At 71.0% G+C, this 20,269-nt stretch carries 19 protein-coding genes; 11 read left to right on the top strand and 8 right to left on the bottom strand.

Annotated features, from left to right (window positions below; all coding sequences use genetic code 11):
- Positions 1-25 precede the first annotated feature (25 nt).
- The 6 genes from glpR to galU all read right to left on the bottom strand — a co-directional run bounded on the left by glpR (position 26) and on the right by galU (position 5,499).
- Positions 26-1,285 (bottom strand): gephyrin-like molybdotransferase receptor GlpR, encoded by a 1,260-nt coding sequence (gene glpR, locus ACFYWX_RS18710; RefSeq protein WP_389425132.1) that lies wholly within the window; start codon positions 1,283-1,285, stop codon positions 26-28.
- A gap of 187 nt (positions 1,286-1,472) precedes the next feature.
- On the bottom strand, positions 1,473-2,135 hold the full coding sequence (locus tag ACFYWX_RS18715) for a GNAT family N-acetyltransferase (RefSeq protein WP_389425201.1): 663 nt from the start codon (positions 2,133-2,135) through the stop codon (positions 1,473-1,475).
- On the bottom strand, positions 2,132-2,674 hold the full coding sequence (locus ACFYWX_RS18720; protein WP_389425133.1) for a molybdenum cofactor biosynthesis protein B: 543 nt from the start codon (positions 2,672-2,674) through the stop codon (positions 2,132-2,134). The genes ACFYWX_RS18715 and ACFYWX_RS18720 overlap by 4 nt, the downstream gene beginning before the upstream one ends.
- Entirely contained in the window at positions 2,671-3,183 is a 513-nt protein-coding gene (gene moaC, locus ACFYWX_RS18725; RefSeq protein ID WP_389425134.1) for a cyclic pyranopterin monophosphate synthase MoaC, read from the bottom strand. Before moaC ends, ACFYWX_RS18720 begins: the two co-directional genes overlap by 4 nt.
- An 85-nt stretch (positions 3,184-3,268) precedes the next feature.
- Positions 3,269-4,591, bottom strand: coding sequence for a gephyrin-like molybdotransferase Glp (glp, locus tag ACFYWX_RS18730; RefSeq protein ID WP_389425135.1), 1,323 nt, complete (start codon positions 4,589-4,591; stop codon positions 3,269-3,271).
- Positions 4,588-5,499, bottom strand: a complete 912-nt coding sequence (gene galU / locus ACFYWX_RS18735) for a UTP--glucose-1-phosphate uridylyltransferase GalU (protein WP_389425136.1) — start codon at positions 5,497-5,499, stop codon at positions 4,588-4,590. Before galU ends, glp begins: the two co-directional genes overlap by 4 nt.
- A 93-nt stretch (positions 5,500-5,592) precedes the next feature.
- Here galU and ACFYWX_RS18740 point away from each other — a divergent pair, with 93 nt between their 5' ends.
- Positions 5,593-6,213 (top strand): 5-formyltetrahydrofolate cyclo-ligase, encoded by a 621-nt coding sequence (locus ACFYWX_RS18740; RefSeq protein ID WP_389425137.1) that lies wholly within the window; start codon positions 5,593-5,595, stop codon positions 6,211-6,213.
- A 107-nt stretch (positions 6,214-6,320) separates the two neighbouring features.
- Here ACFYWX_RS18740 and ACFYWX_RS18745 read toward each other — a convergent pair whose 3' ends face one another.
- On the bottom strand, positions 6,321-9,143 hold the full coding sequence (locus tag ACFYWX_RS18745) for a penicillin acylase family protein (RefSeq protein WP_389425138.1): 2,823 nt from the start codon (positions 9,141-9,143) through the stop codon (positions 6,321-6,323).
- Between the two features lie 206 nt (positions 9,144-9,349).
- On the opposite strand from ACFYWX_RS18745, the gene ACFYWX_RS18750 reads away from it, so the two are divergent.
- From ACFYWX_RS18750 to mscL, 6 genes are all read left to right on the top strand, one after another.
- The gene (locus tag ACFYWX_RS18750; protein ID WP_389425139.1) at positions 9,350-10,909 is read left to right on the top strand and encodes a potassium/proton antiporter; all 1,560 of its coding nucleotides are present in this window, start codon (positions 9,350-9,352) and stop codon (positions 10,907-10,909) included.
- Between the two features lie 266 nt (positions 10,910-11,175).
- The gene (locus tag ACFYWX_RS18755; RefSeq protein WP_389425140.1) at positions 11,176-12,468 is read left to right on the top strand and encodes an MFS transporter; all 1,293 of its coding nucleotides are present in this window, start codon (positions 11,176-11,178) and stop codon (positions 12,466-12,468) included.
- A 67-nt stretch (positions 12,469-12,535) separates the two neighbouring features.
- On the top strand, positions 12,536-12,877 hold the full coding sequence (locus ACFYWX_RS18760; protein WP_389425141.1) for an FmdB family zinc ribbon protein: 342 nt from the start codon (positions 12,536-12,538) through the stop codon (positions 12,875-12,877).
- A gap of 117 nt (positions 12,878-12,994) precedes the next feature.
- On the top strand, positions 12,995-13,828 hold the full coding sequence (locus ACFYWX_RS18765) for an S-methyl-5'-thioadenosine phosphorylase (protein ID WP_389425142.1): 834 nt from the start codon (positions 12,995-12,997) through the stop codon (positions 13,826-13,828).
- 228 nt (positions 13,829-14,056) lie between these two features.
- Positions 14,057-14,602, top strand: a complete 546-nt coding sequence (locus ACFYWX_RS18770) for a hypothetical protein (RefSeq protein WP_389425143.1) — start codon at positions 14,057-14,059, stop codon at positions 14,600-14,602.
- 150 nt (positions 14,603-14,752) lie between these two features.
- Positions 14,753-15,232 (top strand): large conductance mechanosensitive channel protein MscL, encoded by a 480-nt coding sequence (gene mscL / locus ACFYWX_RS18775; protein ID WP_389425144.1) that lies wholly within the window; start codon positions 14,753-14,755, stop codon positions 15,230-15,232.
- 10 nt (positions 15,233-15,242) lie between these two features.
- Here the strand turns inward: mscL and ACFYWX_RS18780 are convergent, their stop codons facing one another.
- Positions 15,243-15,425, bottom strand: coding sequence for a hypothetical protein (locus tag ACFYWX_RS18780; RefSeq protein ID WP_133928781.1), 183 nt, complete (start codon positions 15,423-15,425; stop codon positions 15,243-15,245).
- A 113-nt stretch (positions 15,426-15,538) separates the two neighbouring features.
- Here ACFYWX_RS18780 and ACFYWX_RS18785 point away from each other — a divergent pair, with 113 nt between their 5' ends.
- The 4 genes from ACFYWX_RS18785 (at position 15,539) to ACFYWX_RS18800 (ending at position 20,160) form a co-directional block, all read left to right on the top strand.
- Positions 15,539-16,768 carry a low temperature requirement protein A gene (locus tag ACFYWX_RS18785; protein WP_389425145.1) on the top strand — a complete coding sequence of 410 codons (1,230 nt, stop codon included), beginning with the start codon at positions 15,539-15,541 and terminating at the stop codon, positions 16,766-16,768.
- A gap of 37 nt (positions 16,769-16,805) precedes the next feature.
- On the top strand, positions 16,806-17,834 hold the full coding sequence (locus ACFYWX_RS18790) for a P1 family peptidase (RefSeq protein ID WP_389425146.1): 1,029 nt from the start codon (positions 16,806-16,808) through the stop codon (positions 17,832-17,834).
- Between the two features lie 153 nt (positions 17,835-17,987).
- A complete protein-coding gene (locus tag ACFYWX_RS18795) occupies positions 17,988-19,214 on the top strand; it encodes an Ig-like domain-containing protein (protein ID WP_389425147.1) in 1,227 nt (408 codons plus the stop codon).
- Positions 19,215-19,413: 199 nt separating this feature from the next.
- Positions 19,414-20,160, top strand: coding sequence for a DUF6227 family protein (locus ACFYWX_RS18800; protein WP_389425148.1), 747 nt, complete (start codon positions 19,414-19,416; stop codon positions 20,158-20,160).
- The last annotated feature ends 109 nt before the right edge of the window (positions 20,161-20,269 follow it).

Raw genomic sequence — 20,269 nt, forward strand, 5'->3', positions numbered from 1 at the left:
GAGCACCCGGCGGGCGGTAGGCGCGTCACTCGTTGGCCGCGCGCGGCCGTTCGCCGTCCTCGTACTGGTCGAACAGGGGCGTACGGCCTCGCTCGCGCGCCCGGCGGGCGGAGGCGGCGCGGCGCGCGTCGGTGCGGCCGTCCGCCGACGGCTTGTCCTCGGTGCCGGGCGGCGGCTCCGCTGCTTCCTCGTGCTGCGCCTCCGGCTCCGGCTCCGGAGTGACGGAGCTCGACCGGGCCGAACTCCACGCGTCCGGTGCCCCCAGGTCGACGTCGGCGGTGGCGCGCGGAGCGACCGGGGCGGTCACGTACGTGGGCAGCGGGACCGGTACCGGTTCCCAGCTGTCTCCGTGGCCGGGCCGCCGCTGCCGTTCGCGCTGCTGGTCGACCCACTCGGCGTGGTCGGTCTGCTCGACCAGGGCGCGGCGGTCGGCGGCGAGCGCCGACAGCCCGGGGTCCGTGTCCACCTCGGGCCCCTCCTCGGGTTCGTCGACGGTGTCGTCGACGCCGGTGTCGAGGGTGGGGCGGCGGCGCGGCTGGCGGGCGCGCTCCCGCAGCCGCTGGGCGGCGACCTCGGCCCGACGCCGGTCCATCTGGAAGGCGAAGCGGCGGCGCTCCTGGGCGCGCAGGTACCCGATGTAGGCGCTGAGCATCAGGGCGGGCACGCCCGGTGCCCACAGGAAGGCCAGGCCTCCGACGGCGGCGACGATCGCGCCGAGTGTGAAGGCGAGGAAGAGCATCACCGTGGTGCGCCGACGGCGCGCGAGCGCCTTGGAGCGCCGGGCGCGGGCCGCGTCGGCCTGCGCGGAGGGCGTGCGCCGGGGGGCGGGGACGCGCTGGCGGGCCGGTGCGGTACCGGATTCGGGGAGCCGGCCGGCGTCGCCCGCGGTCGGCGCCGGCTTGGCGGCCGGTCCGCGCGCGGCCCTGGCCGCCTGTTCCCGCTCCGGGTCGCGTGCCGGTTCCGGCCGCCCCTGCTCCTGTGCCTGGACCGGCGCCTTCACCTGCGGGCGGGTCGGAGGCACGGCGAAGGCCCGGACGTCCACCGAGTCGGTGACGGCGTCCGGAACACGGGCGTCGTGCTCCCCCTCCTCGGTGGAGCGCGCCCGCAGGTCCTTGGCGTATCGGCGCTCCATGCCCGCTCGTCCGGACAGGAGCCGGATGGCGGTGCTGAAGCGTTCCGTCGGACGGGCCTCGTTCAGCTCGTCCTGCCTACGGAGCCACATCGGCACCAAGTAGGCGGCCCAGGCCCCGACAATGACTGCGTAGATGAGGCCGCTGCTGCTCACGCCTCACACGGTAGAGGGGTTTGCGTGAGGCCATCCGCCAATTGAGCCGGTGTGTCGCACGATCTGGCTGATATTTCGAGCTTTTTTTGTGACCGTTGCGATCAGCAGGCTGCCGACAGGGCGAATTCAATGCCCTGAGACGGTCATCGACCGATCATTTTCGAACACTTATTCAATTACTGGGATGTCAGTTCCCCGGGCCGGGGGTGTTCTGCGGTTTCTGTGAGTTCTGCGAGCTCGTCGAGTGGGTCCGGCGCCAGCGGGCGAGCAGTCCTTCCGGCACCTCCTCCGCGGTGAGCGCGAAGACGAGGTGGTCGCGCCAGGCCCCGTCGATGTGGAGATAACGGGGCCGCAGGCCCTCCTCGCGGAATCCGAGTTTCTCCACGACCCGGCGGCTGGGCCCGTTCTCGGGGCGAATGCAGACCTCGATGCGGTGCAGACCGACGGTGCGGAAACAGTGGTCTACGACGAGCGCCACGGCCGTCGGCATCACCCCGCGGCCGGCCACCGCCTCGTCCACCCAGTAGCCGACGTGGCCCGAGCACATCGAGCCCCAGGTGATCCCGGCGACCGTCAACTGCCCGACCAACTGGCCCTGGTACTCGATGACGAACGGCAGCATCCGGCCCGCGTGCGCCTCGTTGCGCAGATGCCGGACCATCTGGCGGTAGGTCGGCCGGTGCGCGATCGGCCCGGCGGGCGTGGGCGGCGGGATGGTCGCCTCCCAGGGCCGCAGCCAGTCCCGGTTGCGGCGGTTGACCTCGCGCCAGACCCGCTGGTCGCGCAGCTTTATCGGCCGGAGGAGGACATCGCCCTCCGCCAGTTCGACGGGCCAGGACGGGCTGTTCAGCTCACACCCCCACTGCCGGTGCCGGGTCTGGGGTGGTCGCCGCCGCGGAGCTGGTCGACGGCGTGGACCAGCAGGGGCTCCAGGACGGCCAGTCCGTCCTTCACCCCGCCGGTGGAGCCCGGCAGATTGACGATCAGCGTTTCTCCCGCCACTCCGGCCAGGCCCCGGGAGAGCGCCGCGGTCGGCACCTTCTCCCGTCCGAACGCCCTGATGGCCTCGGCGATGCCCGGCACCTCGCGGTCGATGACCCGGCGGGTCGCCTCGGGGGTGCGGTCGGTGGGCGAGATGCCGGTGCCCCCGGTGGTGACGATCACGTCGTACCCGGCGTCGACGGCGGCACGCAGGGCGGCCTCCACCGGGTCGCCGTCGGGGACGACCTGCGGGCCGTCGACGGCGAACCCGAAGCCCTTCAGGCCCTCGGCGATCAGCGGTCCGCCCTTGTCCTCGTAGACGCCCGCGGCGGCCCGGTTGGAGGCGGTGACCACCAGCGCGGCGTACGGAGCGGTCAGCGCACCGCCGATCGACGCGTCGAGTGTCATGTCCGGCTCCAGTCGCCCGACTTGCCGCCCGTCTTCTCCTCCACCCGTACGTCCGTGATGACCGCTCCCTTGTCGACCGCCTTGACCATGTCGATCACGGTGAGCGCGGCGACGGAGACCGCGGTGAGGGCCTCCATCTCTACGCCCGTACGGTCCGTCGTCTTCACCGTGGCGCGGATCTCCACGGCGTCGTCCGCGACCGACAGGTCCAGTTTCACACCGGACACCGACAACGGGTGGCAGAGCGGGATCAGGTCCGGGGTGCGTTTGGCTCCCATGATGCCCGCGATCCGCGCGGTGGCCAGGGCGTCGCCCTTGGGCACACCCTCCCCGCGCAGCAGCTCGACCACGCGGGGTGAGACCAGGACGCGTCCGCTGGCGCGGGCGGTGCGCGCGGTCACGTCCTTGTCGGACACGTCGACCATGCGGGCCGCGCCCGCGTCGTCGATGTGCGTCAGTCGGTCCTGCGCAGGGGGTCCGGGGGTCTCCCCCCGGGAAGGCACAGTCATGGTGTGTCGCGCTCCCGGTCCGGGCCCGTCGCGGTGCGGCGCTCGGGCCTGTTGTGCGCGACACGGTACCCCCAACTGGGACGACCTAGCCGAGCAGGACCACCTCGACCTCGGTGCCGGGCTCGACGGACTCCACGTCCTCGGGGACGACGATCAGCGCGTCGGCGTGCGCGAGGGCCGCGACCAGGTGGGAGCCGGCCCCGCCGACCGCGCGCACGGCGCCGTCGCTGTACGTCCCGCGCAGGAACTGTCTGCGCCCCTTCGGGGAGGTCAACGCCTTGTTCGCGGTGAGGGTCGCGCGCGTGGTGGGCCGGTGGACGTCCCCGAGCCCCATGAGGGTGCGGATCGCCGGCCGGACGAACATCTCGAAGGAGACGTACGACGACACGGGGTTGCCGGGCAGGGCGAGCAGCGGGGTGTGGTCGGGGCCGATGGAACCGAAGCCCTGGGGCTTGCCCGGCTGCATGGCGAGCTTGCGGAACTCGATGCCGCTGCCCTCCTCGTCCTCGTCGCCGACGTGCGACAGCGCCTCCTTGACGACGTCGTACGCCCCGACGCTGACACCGCCCGTGGTGACCACGAGGTCGGCGCGGACGAGCTGGTCCTCGATGGTGGAGCGGAGAGTCTCGGCGTCGTCGGCGACCGCGCCCACGCGGTAGGCGATGGCGCCGGCGTCCCGCGCGGCCGCGGTGAGGGCGAAGCTGTTGGAGTCGTAGATCTGGCCGCTGCCGAGGGCGTCGCCGGGCGGGACGAGTTCGCTGCCGGTGGACAGGACGACCACGCGCGGGCGGGGGCGCACGCGCACCGTGCCGCGTCCGATCGCGGCGAGCAGCGCGATCTGCGGCGGGCCGAGGACGGTGCCCGCTTCGAGGGCGCGGTCTCCGGCCTTCACGTCGCTGCCCTTGGCGCGCACATGCGCGCGTGCCTCGGCCGGGCGGTACACGCGGACCTGCCCGGCGGCACCCTCGGGGGCGAGGCTGCGGGCGCGCATCCCGCTCACCGGGCCCTCGCCGAGGCCGCCGTCGGTCCACTCCACGGGGACGACCGCCTCGGCGCCGTCCGGCAGCGGGGCGCCGGTCATGATGCGGGCGGCCTGGCCCGGCCCGACGTGGAGCAGGCCGCCCAGTCCGGCCGCCACGTCCCCGACGACGTCCAGGACGGCAGGGAACTCCTCGCTCGCACCTCCCACGTCCGCGACCCGCACCGCGTACCCGTCCATCGAGCTGTTGTCGAACGGGGGCAGCGAGAGGGGCACCGTGACGTCCTCGACGAGGACGCAGCCCTGGGCGTCGAGCAGCTGCAGTTCGATGGGCTCGAGGGGGCGGACGGTGGCGAGGATGTCCTCCAGGTGCTCGTCCACCGACCAGAGGTGGTCCTGACCCGTGGTGCGGGGCGCGGCGCTGCTCAACGTTGCTGCATCTCCTCGGTGACGTAACTGCGAAGCCAGGTCCGGAAGTCCGGGCCCAGGTCTTCACGTTCGCACGCGAGTCTGACAATGGCACGCAGGTAGTCGCCACGGTCGCCGGTGTCATAGCGGCGGCCCTTGAAGACGACGCCGTGCACGGGGCCGCCGGCACTCTCCTCCTGCGCGAGCTGCTGGAGGGCGTCGGTGAGCTGGATCTCGCCGCCGCGGCCGGGTTCGGTCGTGCGCAGGATGCCGAAGATGTTCGGGTCGAGGACGTAGCGGCCGATGATCGCGTAGTTCGACGGGGCGTCCGCCGGGTCCGGCTTCTCGACCAGGCCGCTCACCCGGACGACGTCGCCGTCCTCGGTCTCCTCGACGGCCGCGCAGCCGTAGAGGTGGATCTGCTCGGGCTCGACCTCCATGAGGGCGACGACGCTGCCGCCGTGCCGCTCCTGGACCTCGATCATCCGCTGGAGCAGCGGGTCGCGCGGGTCGATCAGGTCGTCGCCGAGCAGGACGGCGAACGGCTCGTGCCCGACGTGCGGGGCGGCGCACAGGACGGCGTGGCCGAGGCCGCGGGGGTCGCCCTGACGGACGTAGTGCATGGTGGCGAGGTCGCTGGACTCCTGGACCTTGGCGAGCCGTCTGGCGTCGCCCTTCTTCTGCAGCGCCGACTCGAGCTCGTAGTTGCGGTCGAAGTGGTCCTCCAGGGGGCGCTTGTTGCGACCCGTGATCATGAGGACGTCGTCCAGGCCGGCGGAGACGGCCTCCTCGACCACGTACTGGATCGCCGGCTTGTCGACGACCGGCAGCATCTCCTTGGGAGTGGCCTTGGTCGCCGGCAGGAACCGGGTGCCGAGACCGGCTGCGGGAATGACAGCCTTGCTGATCCTGGGGTGCGACTGAGTCATGACCGCAACCTTATCCGGTGCCTTTGCAGCGAATCTGTGGCTCCGGTTAATTGGCCCTCATATGAGCGCATTGGAACGGAAAAGGAGCGACAGGTGAGCCACAACGGACGTGCGGTCGATCCTGACAAGCGCAGGTTGCGGCGAGAGTTCCTCCAGGCGAGAAGCAGGTTGACGCCGGATGTCGTGCGGACGGCGGCCGCTCGGCTGGCCGAGCGCGCCCTGGAGCTGCCGGAGGTGGCGCACGCGCGCACGGTGGCGGCGTATGTCTCCGTGGGGAGCGAGCCCGGAACGCTCGCGCTCCTGGACGCGCTGCGGGCGCGGGGCATGCGCGTCCTGCTGCCCGTGCTCCTGCCGGACAACGACCTGGACTGGGGCGTGTACGGCGGTGAGGACTCCCTCGCGCGGGTCCAACACGGCGGAAGAATGGCCCTCTTGGAGCCGGCCGGTGAGCGCCTCGGCCCGGACGCCGTGACCGGAGCCGACGTGGTGCTGCTGCCGGGGCTCGCCGTCGACGCGCGCGGGATGCGTCTGGGGCGCGGCGGAGGGTCGTACGACCGTGTGCTCGCGCGACTCGAACGGGCCGGGGTGCGACCGGCGTTGGTGGTGCTGCTGTACGACTCGGAGGTCGTGGCGCGTGTTCCGGAGGAGCCGCACGACCGGCCGGTGCGGGCGGTGGTGACGCCGTCCGGGGTACGCCGGTTCGGGACTGTCTGACGGGCGTGTCGCCCCTGCGGAAGGGCCCTCCACGCGCGCGTGGAGGGCCCTTTTGACATCAGCCGCTTCCGCATCAGCTGCTTCCGCGGCTCATGGCTTTCCGCGGCTCACGGCTTCAGCACGAGCGTGTCGCTGGTGTTCTTGTCGACCGCCTTGTCCGAGAAGGACCAGTCCAGCAGCTCGCCGTCGGCCCACTTGTCCGTCTGGTCGGTGTAGTGGGCGCTGTAGGCGTGTCCGGAGGCGCCGGTGAGGTTGATCCACTTCGACTTGTCGAGGTCGTCGAGGTTGACCACCATCCGCATCGACGGCACCCATACGACGCCGTAGCCGCCGGCCGCGTTCCAGCCGGTCGCGTTGACCGCCGCCTCGCCGCCGCTGAGCTTCCACGGGCCGCGGTTGAGGACGTACTGCAGGAAGCCGGGTCCATCGGTGCCCAGGGTCTGGTTCTTCAGGAACAGGCGGTGCAGCCGGCCCCAGCTCCAGGTGTCGATGTCCTTGCCGAGCTTGGCGGTCAGCTCCCAGCGGGCGTCGATCATGGCGCGCTCGAAGAGCTGGTCACGGTTCGTGGCCTCGGGGCGGGTGCCCACATCGGGCGTCTTCCACCAGTCGCTCTTCTCGTCGGCCATGAGGTTGCGCACGACCTCGAACCAGCGGTCGCCGCCGTCCGGCTGCGCCTGGTCGGCGTCACGCTCACCGCACTCGCGGACCTCACCGGCGCCGTCCACCGGGCCGGTGGTGTCGACCTTCTTGACCCACAGGCACTGGCCCTTGACGCGCAGCTCCTTGGGCATCTTGTTGCCGAAGGAGAGCTTGAGGATGTTGCGCCAGACCGCGTTGAAGTAGGCGGCCGCGGCCGAATCGGCGTCCTGGGTGTAGTCCCAGCCCTCCAGGAGCTTCTGCGCCTCACGGACGCCCTTGGCGGGGACGTCGATCTTCAGCAGCTTGGGCACGAGCAGCTTGGCGATCTCGCTGCTGTTGTCGAGCTGCATCTGGCGCATGTCGTCGGTGGAGATCTTGCCGCCGCCCTTGATCTTCGACTCGATCAGGTCGGAGATGCGCTGGCTGCGGGTGCCGTAGCCCCAGTCCGTGGTGAGCGTGTAGGGGTACTTGTCCTTGTCGATCACGGCCTGGTTGGCGGTGACGATGTAGCCGCGGTCCGGGTTGTACTCGTAGGGCAGCTCGTCCTGGTCGATGTAGCCGGTCCAGCGGTACTTGGAGTCCCAGCCCGGCGCCGGGATGGAGCCGGTGTCGCCCTTGGCGCGCGTGGGGATCCTGCCGGGGAGGGTGTAGCCGATGTTGTCCTTGGTGTCGGCGTAGACCAGGTTCTGCGAGGGCACGTCGAACAGGGTGGCGGCCTCGCGGAAGCCGCTGAAGTCGGTCGCCTTGTCCATCGCGAAGACGGCGTCCAGGGAGGTGCCCGGCTCCAGCGCCGTCCAGCGCAGCGCGACGCCGTAGCCGTCGCCGCGGTCGGGCGCGGCGGTGTCGACGCCGGCCTTTCTGCCGACCTTCACGAGCTCGTCGTCGCGGTCGGACAGCAGAGGCATCCCGTCGCTGGTCTGCCGGACGACGATCTTCTTGGGGGCGCCACCGGCGACCTTGATGGTCTCCTCGCGCGAGGTGAAGGGCTTGACCTTGCCGTCGTAGAGGTAGCCGTCGCCGGAGAGCTTCTCCAGGTAGAGGTCGGTGACGTCGACGCCGGAGTTGGTCATGCCCCAGGCGATGTTCTGGTTGTGTCCGATGACCACACCGGGCATACCGGCGAACGTGTAGCCGCTGACGTCGTACTGGCACTTGCTGGAGACGGCGCGGCAGTGCAGGCCCATCTGGTACCAGACCGAGGGCAGCGAGGCCGACAGGTGCGGGTCGTTCGCCAGCAGCGGCTTGCCGCTGATGGTGTGCTTCCCGGCGACGACCCAGGAGTTGGAGCCGATGCCGTTGCCGTTCACGCCGACGGCGTCGGGGACGTTCTCCAGGACGTTGTAGAGGCCCGAGAGCTGGCTCTGCAGCGCGGCGGAGGTGTCCCCGGTGCCGCTGCTGCCGGTCGTCCCGGAGGCCCCGCTGGTACCGGTCGTCCCGCTCGTCCCGGAGGCCCCGCTGGTGCCGGACGTGCCGGACGTGCCGTTCGTGTCGCTGGAGTCGCCGCCCGCCTCGAAGGTCTTGGTGAGCTCGTCGTACTGGCCCTGCTGGACGATCGCCTGGTTACGGCTGTACGGGTACTGCGGGTACAGGTCGGCGATCTGCTTGGGGCCGAAGCGGCTGGTCATCAGGGCGCGGTCGATCTCGTCCTGCATGTTGCCGCGCAGGTCCCAGGCCATGGCCTTCAGCCACGCGACCGAGTCGACCGGGGTCCACTCCTCGGGCTTGTAGCTGTTCGTGAAGCCCAGGGCGGCGTACTCCAGGGAGATCGCCTTGCCGTCCTTGCCCTTGAGGTAGGCGTTGACTCCCTTGGCGTACGCCTGGAGGTACTTCTTCGTGGAGGCCGACAGCTTCTTGTCGTACTCCTCCTTCGCGACCCGGTCCCAGCCCAGGGTGCGCAGGAACTCGTCGTTCTTGACCTGGCCCTTGCCGAACATCTCCGACAGGCGCCCGGAGGTCATGTGCCGGCGCACGTCCATCTCGTAGAACCGGTCCTGCGCCTGGACGTATCCCTGCGCCATGAACAGGTCCTCGTCGGTGGAGGCGTAGATCTGCGGGATCCCGTAGCCGTCGCGCTTCACGTCGACGGGCCCGGACAGGCCGTCGAGCGTGATCGAACCCTTGGTCTGGGGGAAGGAGGCACGGACGGTGCTGATGGACCAGTAGGCCCCGTAGGCGATGCCCCCGATGATGGCCAGTACCAGGACGAGAACGACGAGACGGGCTTTGCGCCCCTTTTTCCTGCCGGACTTGCCGGGCTTGTGACCCGTTGAGGCGGTGGTGTTGGGGGGCATCGCTGTCCTTGCTGTCCTAACGCGAGCGGCAGGCGGTCCTGGAGTGCTGGAGCAACCATAGGCGCAGGGCCCCGTGCGACTTGACGCGGAGTCGGGAACCTACGCGGACGGACGTTCGATCTTGCCCGGCGAAGCGTCAAGAAATCGTCAAGAGTTAGGTAAGGTAACGAAGTAGTTGGGTGCCGGGGGCCCCGACCTCGTGTCCTATGTACGTGAGCGTTCACGCGCGTGTGCCATGCGTGAGCCAGGGAAGGGAACGGCCGCTGACTGTCCACCATCTCAACCAGCTACTGCTCGTCTGCTCGCTCGTCCTGCTCGTCGCCGTGGCAGCGGTCCGGATCTCCTCGCGCAGCGGGCTCCCCAGCCTGCTCGTTTACCTGGGCATCGGTGTCCTCATGGGCCAGGACGGCATCGGCGACATCCACTTCGACAACGCCGAGATGACCCAGGTCATCGGATACGCGGCCCTGGTCGTGATCCTGGCCGAGGGCGGTCTGGGCACGAAGTGGAAGGAGATCAAACCGGTCCTGCCCATCGCCTCCACGCTCGCGCTGGTGGGGGTCGCGGCCAGCGTCGGGGTCACCGCCGCGGGCGCGCACTATCTGATCGGTCTCGAGTGGCGGCAGGCGTTCATCATCGGGGCGGTGGTCTCCTCGACGGACGCGGCGGCGGTCTTCTCGGTGCTGCGCAAGATCCCCCTCCCCGCGCGCGTGAACGGCACGCTGGAGGCCGAGTCCGGCTTCAACGACGCCCCCGTGGTCATCCTGGTGGTCGCCTTCTCCACGGCCGGTCCGGTCGACCACTGGTACGCGCTGATGGGCGAGATAGCGCTGGAGCTGGCCATCGGCGCGGCCATCGGTCTCGCGGTGGGCTGGCTGGGCGCCTGGGGCCTCAGGCACGTCGCCCTGCCCGCCTCCGGCCTCTACCCCATCGCCGTCATGGCGATCGCCGTGGCGGCGTACGCGGCGGGCGCGATGGCGCACGGCAGCGGCTTCCTGGGCGTGTACCTCGCCTCGATGGTCATGGGCAACGCGAAGCTGCCGCACTGGCCCGCCACGCGCGGGTTCGCCGACGGGCTCGGCTGGATCGCCCAGATCGGCATGTTCGTGCTGCTCGGACTGCTGGTCACCCCGCACGAGCTGGGCGACGACGTCTGGCCCGCGCTCGTCATCGGCCTGGTGCTGACCATGGTGGCCCGACCCCTGAGCGTCGTGCTCTGCCTGGTGCCGTTCCGGGTGCCGTGGCAGGAGCAGGTCCTGATGTCGTGGGCCGGCCTGCGCGGCGCCGTGCCCATCATCCTGGCGACGATCCCCATGGTGGAGGGGGTCGACGCCAGCCGCCGGATCTTCAACATCGTCTTCGTCCTGGTCGTCGTCTACACCCTGGTCCAGGGACCGACCCTGCCGTGGCTCGCCCGCAAGCTGCGCCTGGGCCAGGAGTCCGAGGCCGCCGACCTCGGCATCGAGTCGGCACCCCTGGAGCGGCTGCGCGGACATCTGCTGTCCGTGGCCATCCCCGCGGGCTCGAAGATGCACGGCGTCGAGGTCAACGAGCTGCGGCTGCCGGCCGGGGCCGCGGTCACCCTCGTCGTCCGCGATGGAAAATCGTTCGTTCCGCTGCCGACGACCGTGCTGCGACGCGGCGACGAGCTCCTCGTGGTCGCCACGGACCCCGTCCGGGACGCGGCCGAGCGACGGCTGCGCGCGGTGGGCCGCGGCGGCAAGCTGGCGGGGTGGCTGGGCATGAACGGTCCTGCGGCGCGTTAAGGGCACGTTTCGTACGGTTCACACCCCCGGTAATCCCAGGTGGGCAGCCGTATGGTGCTCGTTTTCACAGGCGTACGAGGGCGTGGCCCTAGTACGATGAAGGCGCACCTTGATCGAACCAACTCTGCCTGACGCAGAGCTGGCGCGACCGTATGGCGGTCGGCCCACCCTGGAACGGGGGCGCCGGCATCTACCGCAGTTCCGCGCAAGAGGACAGCTCTCGGCGCCCGTACGGGCCGCTACCAGGTGGCAGAAAGGCACGGGCCGTGGCATCCACGGTCACCACCGAGCCGTCGGGGAACTCGTCGGCCTCCTCCCGCCCGGGATACGGGCAGCTGCTGCGCACCCGCGGCGCCTGGACGTTCCTGCTGCCGGGCTTCGCGGCACGCCAGCCGTTCGCGATGCTCACCATCTCGATCGTGCTGCTCGTGCAGCACACCACCGGCTCCTACGGGGCCGCGGGCGCCGCCGCGGCCGTCACCGGCGTCTCCATGGCCCTGTTCGCGCCCTACAGCGGCCGCCTCGCCGACCGCTACGGCCAACGCGCGGTGCTGGTCCCGGGCGTCCTCGTGCACGCGGTGTCGGGCCTCACCCTGACGGCGCTGGCCCTGGCGCACGCCCCCCTGTGGGCGCTGTTCGCGGCGGCCGTCCCCACCGGCGCCTCGGTGCCGCAGGTCGGGCCCATGGTGCGGGCCCGCTGGGGTGTGACACTGAAGGGCTCGCCCCTGATGACCACGGCGGCCGCCTTCGAGTCGGTCACCGACGAGCTGACCTTCGTCGTCGGCCCGCTCCTCGCCACCGCCCTGTGCACCGCCGTCACCCCGGCCGCGGGCCTGGTCACGGAGGCCTCACTGACCCTGGTCGGCGGGCTGCTGTTCGCCGCGCAGAAGAGCACGCAGCCCACTGTCGCCGACGGCGGGCACGCGCGCGTGGAGCACGTTTCCGCCCTGCGCGTGCCCGGCGTGCGCGTGCTCGCCGTGACGTTCCTGGGCATCGGTTCCGTCTTCGGCGGCATGCAGGTCTCGCTGGCCGCGTTCACCGAGTCGATCGGCGAGCCCGGCCTCAACGGTGTCCTCTACGGGATCTTCGCCGCGGGCAACATGCTCTCCGGCCTCGTCTGCGGCGCCGTGGCCTGGAAGACCGCCCCCCGACACCGGCTGATCGTCGGCTACGCCGCCCTCGCGGTGACCGCGTCCGGCCTGTGGGCGGCGCACTCGGTGCTCGTCCTCGCCGGACTCGGCCTCCTGGTCGGCATGTGCATCGCGCCTGCCCTGATCACGGGCTACACCCTGGTCGAGGACCTGGTCCCGGCCGGGGCCCGCACCGAGGCGTTCACCTGGCTGACCGGCGCGGTGGCGCTGGGCCAGGCGGCCGCGGTCACGGTCGCCGGACAGCTGGAGGACCGCTTCCGGGACGGCGCCGGGTTCCTGGTGCCGATGGGCGGCACCCTGCTGGCCCTGGCGACCCTGCTGGCCCTGCGATCGCGGCTGGTCGCAGCGCCCCGCAACCGCACGGTCGCACGTGGCGTCGGTCACCGCGTGCCGGTGACAGTGGACTGATCCTCAGGAATACGTCAGTATGGACCGTCGTTAGCACTCACTGAGTGAGAGTGCCAGGAGGAAGACAGTGCCCACCTACCAGTACCAGTGCACCGAGTGCGGCGAGGGCCTCGAGGCGGTGCAGAAGTTCACCGACGACGCCCTCACCGAGTGCCCCAACTGCGGTGGCCGCCTGAAGAAGGTGTTCTCCGCCGTCGGCATTGTCTTCAAGGGCTCCGGTTTCTACCGCAACGACAGCCGCGGCTCCTCGTCGAGCAGCTCGCCGGCGGCGTCGAAGTCGTCGACGTCCTCGTCGGAGTCGAAGCCGTCGGAGTCGAAGTCCTCGGACTCCAAGACGTCGGACTCTAAGTCGTCGGGTTCGAAGTCGTCGGGTTCGAGCACCTCGTCCAGCAGCAGCTCCGCCGCTTAAGGACCCGCTCTTCAGGGACCCTGCCGTCGTCCGACGGCAGGGTCCCTGGCGTTCTCGAAGTCGTTCTCCAGTTCGGTCACCGCCAACCAAAGTGCTCGTCCAACTAAAGTGCTGGTCATGGCGAACGCAGAGATCGGTGTAATCGGCGGCTCCGGCTTCTACTCGTTCCTCGAGGACGTGACGGAGATCCAGGTGGACACCCCCTACGGGTCTCCCAGTGACTCCCTCTTCCTCGGCGAGCTCGCCGGCCGCCGGGTCGCCTTCCTGCCCCGGCACGGGCGCGGTCACCATCTGCCGCCGCACCGGATCAACTACCGGGCCAACCTGTGGGCGCTGCGCTCGGTCGGCGTGCGCCAGGTTCTCGGCCCGTGCGCCGTGGGCGGTCTGCGCCCCGAGTACGGACCGGGCACGCTTCTCGTCCCGGACCAGCTGGTCGACCGTACGAAGTCCCGGGTCGGGACGTACTTCGACGGACTGCCGCTGCCCGGCGGCAACGTGCCGAACGTGGTGCACGTGTCCCTCGCCGACCCCTACTGCCCCACCGGGCGCGCGGCCGCGATGAAGGCGGCGCGCGGCCGGGACTGGGAGCCGGTGGACCGCGGCACGCTGGTCGTGATCGAGGGGCCGCGGTTCTCGACCCGGGCCGAATCGGTGTGGCACCAGGCCCAGGGCTGGTCGGTGGTCGGCATGACCGGCCACCCCGAGGCCGCGCTCGCCCGGGAGCTCGAGCTCTGCTACACCTCCCTGACCCTGGTCACCGACCTGGACGCCGGCGCCGAGACCGGTGAGGGCGTCTCGCACGAGGAGGTCCTTGAGGTGTTCGCCTCGAACGTGGACCGGCTGCGCGGCGTGCTCTTCGACGCGGTGGCCGCGCTGCCGTCGACCCAGGAGCGGGACTGCCTGTGCGTGAACGCGTTGGGCGGGATGGATCCGGGGTTCGAGCTGCCGTAGGTGGCGTGTGTACGGGGTTCCGGGGGCGCCGTGGGCTGCTTCGACACGAAGGCGGAACGGCTCGTTCGGGTGAGGGAGTTGTCCACAACCCGTGGGTAGTCCCCCTGTCCCGGCGGGCGGCGGCGCGAGGCCTCATCGTGGGCTTCGCAGGCCGTTCCCTCGTCGCAGGCGGTGATTCCCGTGTCCCTCGCTCCCCCTCCCCAGCCGCTCTTTGCCTCCTTTCCCTCCGTGCGTCCGCCCGGCGCCGACGCTCCCGCCACCTGCGAGGTGCCGCACTTCGCTCCGGTACGGGTGCGCGGCGGGCGACATCGGCTGCGGCGGCTGGTACGGCACCGGCGGCGGGCCGTGGCGGCCGGTCTCGCCCTCACCGCGGCCGCGCTCGTGGCGGCGGGGCCGACGGGAGAGGGGGACGCCGACCGGGCCCGCGGGCATCCGGAGTCACGTCCCCCGGCGCACACCGCATCGCTGGCGGGTGACCGGGCGCGCGAGCACCGGGCCGTGGAGATGGTGACGGCTCCCGTGCGCATCGCCGACGGGGCCACGGTCCGGCTGCTGCGCTCCGGGGACCGGGTCGACGTCATCGCCGCCGGCCAGACCGCCACCGGCGGCGACGCCCGTGTGGTCGCCCACGGGGCGCTGGTGACGAAGGTGCCGGAGGCCGTGGACGGCGTCGGCGACGGCGGGGCGCTCGTCGTGCTGTCGGTGCCCCGGGCCTCGGCGGCGCGCCTGGTCGGCGCCGGCGCGACGGCGCGGCTGGCAGTGACGCTGTGCTGAGCCACGCCCTGCGTCTGCTGCGCGGTCTCCGCCGCCATTTCCTGCCGAACCCCACATTCCAGCTACCGAATTGGACACGGCCTCGGCACCCTGACGTAGGTTGCGGAACTGTTTGTTCCCCAACCCGTGCGTGCGAGGAGAGTCCCCGAGGTGGCCGAGAAGAAGAAGGAAACGAGCATCCTGCAGGGCTTCAAGACCTTCCTGATGCGCGGGAACGTCGTCGATCTGGCAGTGGCGGTGGTCATCGGCGCCGCCTTCAGCAACATCGTCAACTCGGTGGTGAAGGGCGTGATCAACCCGCTGGTCGGGGCGATCGGCACCAAGAACCTCGACGGCTACAGCTCGTGCCTGGAGGACCCGTGCAAGGTGGCGCCGGACGGCACGGTCACCAGCGGCGTCCCGATCCTGTGGGGCACCGTCCTCGGCGCCGCGCTCACGTTCGTGATCACCGCGGCGGTCGTCTACTTCCTGATGGTCCTGCCGATGTCCAAGTACCTGGCCCGGCAGGAGGCCCGCAAGAAGGCGCGGGAGGGCACGCAGGAGGTGCTCGAGGTGAGCGAGCTGGAGGTCCTGAAGGAGATCCGCGACGCGCTGGTCGCGCAGCGCGGGTCGGGTCACGACCGGTCGTAGCGCGAGCGCTTCACAGGTGGTGGGGCGGCTTCTCGTCGAGGAAGCGCTTCAGGTCGGCGGCGCTGTCGCCGTCGGCCCTCGGCCGCTCGCCCCAGCCCCGGTCCGTGTCGTCCGAGGACTGTGCGTCCAGCGGGTCGTCGAAGATCAGCGCGGCCTTCGGGTCGCGCGGCTCGGGGGCGGGGGCGGTACTCATGCCTCAAGGGTACGGTCCCGGGCCCGGCCCGCACCGTGCCCGCCCGTCGGCCCACCGCCTCTCGGTGAGTCCGCTCGCGAGCGTTTCCCCCGGTTGTCTGCTGTGCTGGGCCCATGACGTCCAGACCCACCCCCTCCCCCGGCGCGCCCGTACGCCACACCCCTCTGCGCAGACTGACCGCCCGCGGCCGCGGGGAGGCGCACCGGGTGGCCTCGCCGCTGGAGCTCTTCTTCGACCTGTGCTTCGTCGTGGCCATCGCGCAGGCGGGCGTCGAGCTGGTGCACGCCGTGGCGGAGGGGCACGCGGGCGAGGGCATCCTCGACTACGCGATGGTCTTCTTCGCCATCTGGTGGGCGTGGATGAACTTCACCTGGTTCGCCTCCGCCTACGACAACGACGACGTGCTCTACCGGGTCGTCACCCTGCTCCAGATCGCCGGCGTGCTGGTGCTCGCGGCCGGGGTGTCACGGGCCTTCGGGGAACACGACTTCGTGGTCGTCTGGCTCGGCTACGTGATCATGCGGCTGGCGATGTCCGCGCAGTGGCTGCGGGCCGCGCGATCGTCCGAGGGCGCGGAGCGGACGACGGCGCTGCGGTACGCGGTCGGCGTGCTGCTGTGCCAGGTCGGCTGGCTGGGTCTGGTCGTCCTGCCCGAACCCGCCCGGGCCTGGGTGTTCCTGACGATGGTGATCGTGGAGCTGTGCGTGCCGGTGTTCGCGGAGCGGGATTTCTCGACCTCCTGGCATCCGCACCACATCGCGGAGCGGTACGGGCTGTTCACGATCATCGTGCTGGGCGAGACGATCGCGGCGGCCACGGTCGCCGTGAAGTCGGCGGTCGACGAACACAACGCGCTGAACGAGCTGTTGCCGATCGCGGCGGGCGGTCTGCTGATCGTGTTCTCCGCCTGGTGGATCTACTTCGTGGTGCCGATCCACGGTCACCTGCGCTCCAGCAGGCAGGCGTTCCTGTGGGGATACGGCCACTACCTGATCTTCGCCTCGGCGGCGGCGATCGGCGCCGGTCTGGAGGTGGCGGTCGAGGAGGCGGTCGGCCAGGCGCACATCTCCACACTGGCCGCCTCGGCCGCGGTGACCCTGCCGACGGCGCTCTATCTGCTGAGTGTGTGGGCCCTGCATTCCCGCCATTTCAAGGTGGGCATCAGGCAGCAGTTGGTGCTGCCGGTGACGGCGCTGCTGGTGATCTGCTGCACCTTCCTGGGGCACTGGGCGGTGTTCGCGGCGGGCGTGGGGTCGGCGCTGGCGGTTGCGTTGGGGGAGACGCTGACGGCGCGTACGGACGCGGCGGCGCGCGAGGCGAGGGCGACCGCTCCGGCGGCGTGAGGTCATCGGGGGTGCCGCACGCGGGAGACTGACTTCCATGACAGTTGACGCTCTGACGGACGTCGCCGGGGTGCGCGTGGGGCACGCCTCGCGCACCGGCGACGGTTGGCTCACCGGCACCACGGTCGTGCTCGCCCCTCAGGGCGGGGCGGTCGCCGCCGTGGACGTGCGCGGCGGAGGCCCCGGCACCAAGGAGACCGACGCCCTGGACCCGCGCAACGTGGTGCAGAGGGTCGAGGCGATCGTCCTGACCGGCGGCAGCGCGTACGGGCTCGACGCGGCGTCCGGGGTGATGGCCTGGCTGGAGGAGCACGGGCGCGGGGTGCGCGTCGGGGCGGATCCGGCGCACGTCGTGCCGGTGGTGCCCGCCGCCTGCGTCTTCGATCTGGGCCGGGGCGGCGACTTCCGGGCCAGGCCGGACGCGTCCCTCGGCCGGGCGGCCGTCGAGGCGGCCGCGGCGAGCACGCCGGGCGCGCCGGTACGGGAGGGGTGCGTGGGCGCCGGTACGGGAGCGGCGGTCGGGACGCTGAAGGGCGGGGTCGGCACCGCGAGCACCGTCCTGGACTCGGGGATCACGGTGGCGGCGCTGGTGGTGGCCAACGCGGCGGGCTCGGCGATGGACCCGGAAACGGGGGTGTTGTACGGGGAGTTGTTCCAGGGGCGGTCGGTGAAGCCCCCGGAGGCGAACGTCCACGAGGCCGCACGCCGGCGCCTCGCCGAGGCCGGGGCGAAGAACCCGACTCCCCCGCTCAACACCACGCTCGCCCTGGTCGCCACCGACGCGGACCTGTCCAAGGCGCAGGCGCAGAAGCTGGCCGGCACGGCGCACGACGGCATCGCGCGCGCCGTACGGCCGGTGCACCTGCTCAACGACGGGGACACGGTGTTCACGCTGGCCACGGGGGAGCGCCCGCTCGACGAACACCCGCTCGCGCTGAACGAGGTGCTCGCGGCGGGGGCCGACGTGGTGACGCGGGCGATCGTGCGCGCCGTACGGGCGGCGGAGCCGGTGGCGACACCGGGCGGGGAGTGGCCGTCGTACGAGGAGTTGTACGGGCGGTCGTAGCGCCGCTCGTTCCTCGACTGCTGCGGGCGATTGTCCCGGTTCTGTCACTTGATGGCGTTCGGGGCGGCCGGAGGGAACCCCACCGGCCGCCGATCCCCTCTTTGTTCACGCACTGGAGCGGACCACGCACATCACACAAACCTGGAGCAGCCCGTGACAACGCCGGACATAGCAGCGCGGCGTGCGCTGGGGACCTGTGCCGCCCTGTTGGTCGGCGCACTGACCCTCACCGCCTGCGGCGGCAACGCGAACGCCAAGGACGCCGAGAACGACGGCAAGGGCGGCAAGGGCTCCGCCCAGACCGCCACCGCGGACATCGTCATCTCGGCCAAGGACGGTTCGACCGGCGCGTCGATCAACGCGACCGGCGTGAAGGTCGGCGACGGCCGGCTGACCGAGGTGCGGATGACGGTCGCGGGGACGGGACAGGCCGTACCGGGGGTGATCTCCGGGGACGGCGGTTCCTGGAAGCCGAAGGAGCAGTTGGAGCGCGGGACGAAGTACGAGATCGCGGCGACGGCGAAGGACGCGGACGGCCGGACCACGTCCGCCCGTTCGGCCTTCACCACGGTGAGCAAGGCGAACAGCTTCATCGGGACGTACACGCCGGACAACGGCACCACGGTCGGCGTCGGGATGCCGGTGTCCTTCACGTTCGACAAGGCGATCAGCGACAAGAAGGCCGTCCAGTCGCACATCACGGTCACCTCCAGCAGCGGGCAGGAGGTGGCGGGGCACTGGTTCGGGTCGCAGCGGATCGACTTCCGGCCGCAGGAGTACTGGAAGGCCGGCTCCAAGGTCACGATGAAGATCGACCTGGACGGCGTGAAGGGCGCGAACGGCATCCAGGGGGTGCAGAAGAAGACCGTCACCTTCACCGTCGGGCGGTCGCAGGTCTCCACGGTCGACGTGAACACGCAGACCATGACGGTCGTGCGGGACGGCAAGACGCTCCGGACGGTGCCGATCTCGGCGGGTAGCCCGGAGTTCACGACGTACAACGGGCAGATGGTGATCTCCGAGAAGTACACGCAGATCCGCATGGACAGCAGGACGGTCGACCTCGCCAACGCGTACGACATCCCGGACGTCCCGCACGCGATGCGGCTGACGCAGTCGGGGACCTTCATCCATGGCAACTACTGGTACAACAAGGGCAACCCGCCCTTCGGCCGCCAGGGCACCAGCCACGGCTGCGTCGGCCTGCAGGACGTGCGGGGCGCGCAGGGGGGCACGCCCGCCAAGTGGTTCTACGACAACTCGATGATCGGTGACGTGGTGATCGTCAAGAACTCCCCCGACAAGACGGTGACGCCCGACAACGGCCTCAACGGCTGGAACATGCCGTGGAGCCAGTGGGTGGCCGCAAGCGCCGGCTGACCGGATCAAGCCAAGCCCGACCGGATCAAGTCACGTTCGACCGGCCGAACTTGACGGGGCGAGGGGCCGTGCGGGAACTTTCCGCACGGCCCACGCGTTCTTCTTGGACGTACGTTTTCTCGGTTCCCGGACATGATGTCCGATCGAGGGGCTACGGTATGCACCCACAAGGTGACATGCAGCAACGCCGGGAGAAACCTTGAGCGTTCCGTACGAGACGGCAGCGTACGAACCACCCGAGTCGCCCGAGTCTCCGGAGGAGCACCTCGCGCGGCTCCTCGGCCGCGCCCTGAACAGCTTCGAACTGCCCGACGAGACGCTCCAACAGCTGGACTGCGCGCTCGCGCACGACAGTTCGCTGCACTCCGCGCACCACAGCGCGGGGCTGCACCGGGAGACGTACCGGCACACGTGGCTGCTCGCCGACGGCTCGGCCGTCACCCTGTGGGAGCTGGTACACAACACCGCGCGCGGCAGCGAGCCGCAGCACGAGGTGTACGTCGACGAGGAGGAGCTGCGCGCCGCCACCGCCCGGCTGCCGCTGCCTCCGGACGCCCCCGACTTCGAACTGCCGGTGACGGTCCAGCTGTCACCGGTCCTGCAGCCGCGCCACGCGTACGTGACCGACGATTCCGCGGACCACGCGCGCCGGCTGCTGCGCCGGGCGGAGAACACGGACCGGCCGGGCGGGGACACCGCCGCGCTGCTGGCCACGGCGTTCGCCCACCAGATCACCCAGGCCTTCGGACGCCCCTGCCGGGCCGGCCGCGTCGGGCTGGGCTTCTCGCTCTACGAGCACGCGTTCCTGCTCGGCGACGGACGGGAGATCTCCCTCTGGGAGGTCGAGCACACGGCGACGCCCGACGGCCGGCACATGTGCGAGGTGTACGACACCGAGGACGCGGCACGAGAGGCGATGGAGCGGCGGGCCGCACAGGTCTCCTGAGCGGCAAGCGGCGCCTGCCAGTGCCCCGACAGGCAACGTTTGCCCGTCAAGGAGCGGGGTCCGGTGCGTGCTCTCGGCGTGCCGGGTGCACGTCCTCGTACTGGATGTA

The organism is Streptomyces sp. NPDC002888 (assembly GCF_042888465.1).
Classification (GTDB): Bacteria; Actinomycetota; Actinomycetes; order Streptomycetales; family Streptomycetaceae; genus Streptomyces.